We start from the raw sequence: 957 nt of genomic DNA on the forward strand, positions 1-957 counted from the left end.
TGTCCCTCCCGCCACCGCGGGTTGGTCCCGATGTCGATGGACAGATCCACTAAAAGACAACCCTCACGGGTGTCGGTGTAATTGAGAGTCACACCGACACCGGGAACATGTCCATCATCTCTGTGTAACCCCGGGGTCGTCGTGAGCGTTGTTGCTACATGAGCGCGGTCAACGTCAGGTCCTTCGAGAAAGCTCTCTCACTCGAAAGAACATCGCTACGATGACAGCTCCTCGTATTATCGACTCTGCAGGCCTACTCAGTGAAGCCATTGCCGAAGCATCTCCAGATCCCATGCGAGACCTGCTGCAGACCATGATCAACGCCCTACTCGCCGCAGACGCCGATGCCGTGGCCGGGGCGGAGCGGGCAAGCCCAGCCCCGGCCAACTTGCTCAGCGCCATGGCTACCTCGCTCAGAGGGATGGCTTCCGACACCGGCCCCTCTGGTTGGGCACGATTGATGTGGCCGGTCCGAAACTGCGCTCGGGCATGTGTTTCTGAAGCGTCCTGGGTTTCGTTCCGCTTTTATGCGTGTGCCAGGACGCTGGCATGTTCTTGATAGTAGTGCGCTGAATCGTCCTGGGTTTGGTGGAGACTCTTTCTATTTGATTCCTGTCAGCACGTTGGGGGTGCTGGCAGCAGTGTAGTGGGTGTTCTCGAACTCGATCGGCGGGACGTGCCCGAGGTAGCTGTGAAGGCGCTCTGTGTTGTGCCAGTGGACCCACCCGAGAGTAGCCAGCTCCAGGTCCTCGATCGTCTTCCACGGTCCCTGGTTGGGCCCTCGCACGAGCTCGGTCTTGTAGTAGCCGTTGACCGTTTCAGCCAGGGCATTGACGCTCCTATGTCTGTCAACTCGCTTTCAGGGCATGGGCGATAGTGGTGGGTTGGGCTTTGACGAGGTGGTAGACCTCGCGGATGACGTAGCGTTTTAGGCATCGGATGATGTCTCGTTTTGTC

2 pseudogenes are annotated in these 957 nt (G+C 58.6%); one reads left to right on the forward strand and one right to left on the reverse strand.

Annotation, left to right across the window (positions count from 1 at the left end):
* Positions 1-220: 220 nt before the first annotated feature.
* A pseudogene (locus H7E91_RS11460) lies at positions 221-498 on the forward strand (transposase); the annotation flags it as partial.
* 103 nt (positions 499-601) lie between these two features.
* On the opposite strand, the pseudogene H7E91_RS11465 reads toward H7E91_RS11460, so the two are convergent.
* Positions 602-832, reverse strand: a pseudogene (locus H7E91_RS11465) (integrase core domain-containing protein); the annotation flags it as partial.
* Positions 833-957: the final 125 nt, after the last annotated feature.

The organism is Flaviflexus huanghaiensis, assembly GCF_014118685.1.
GTDB lineage: Bacteria > Actinomycetota > Actinomycetes > Actinomycetales > Actinomycetaceae > Flaviflexus > Flaviflexus huanghaiensis.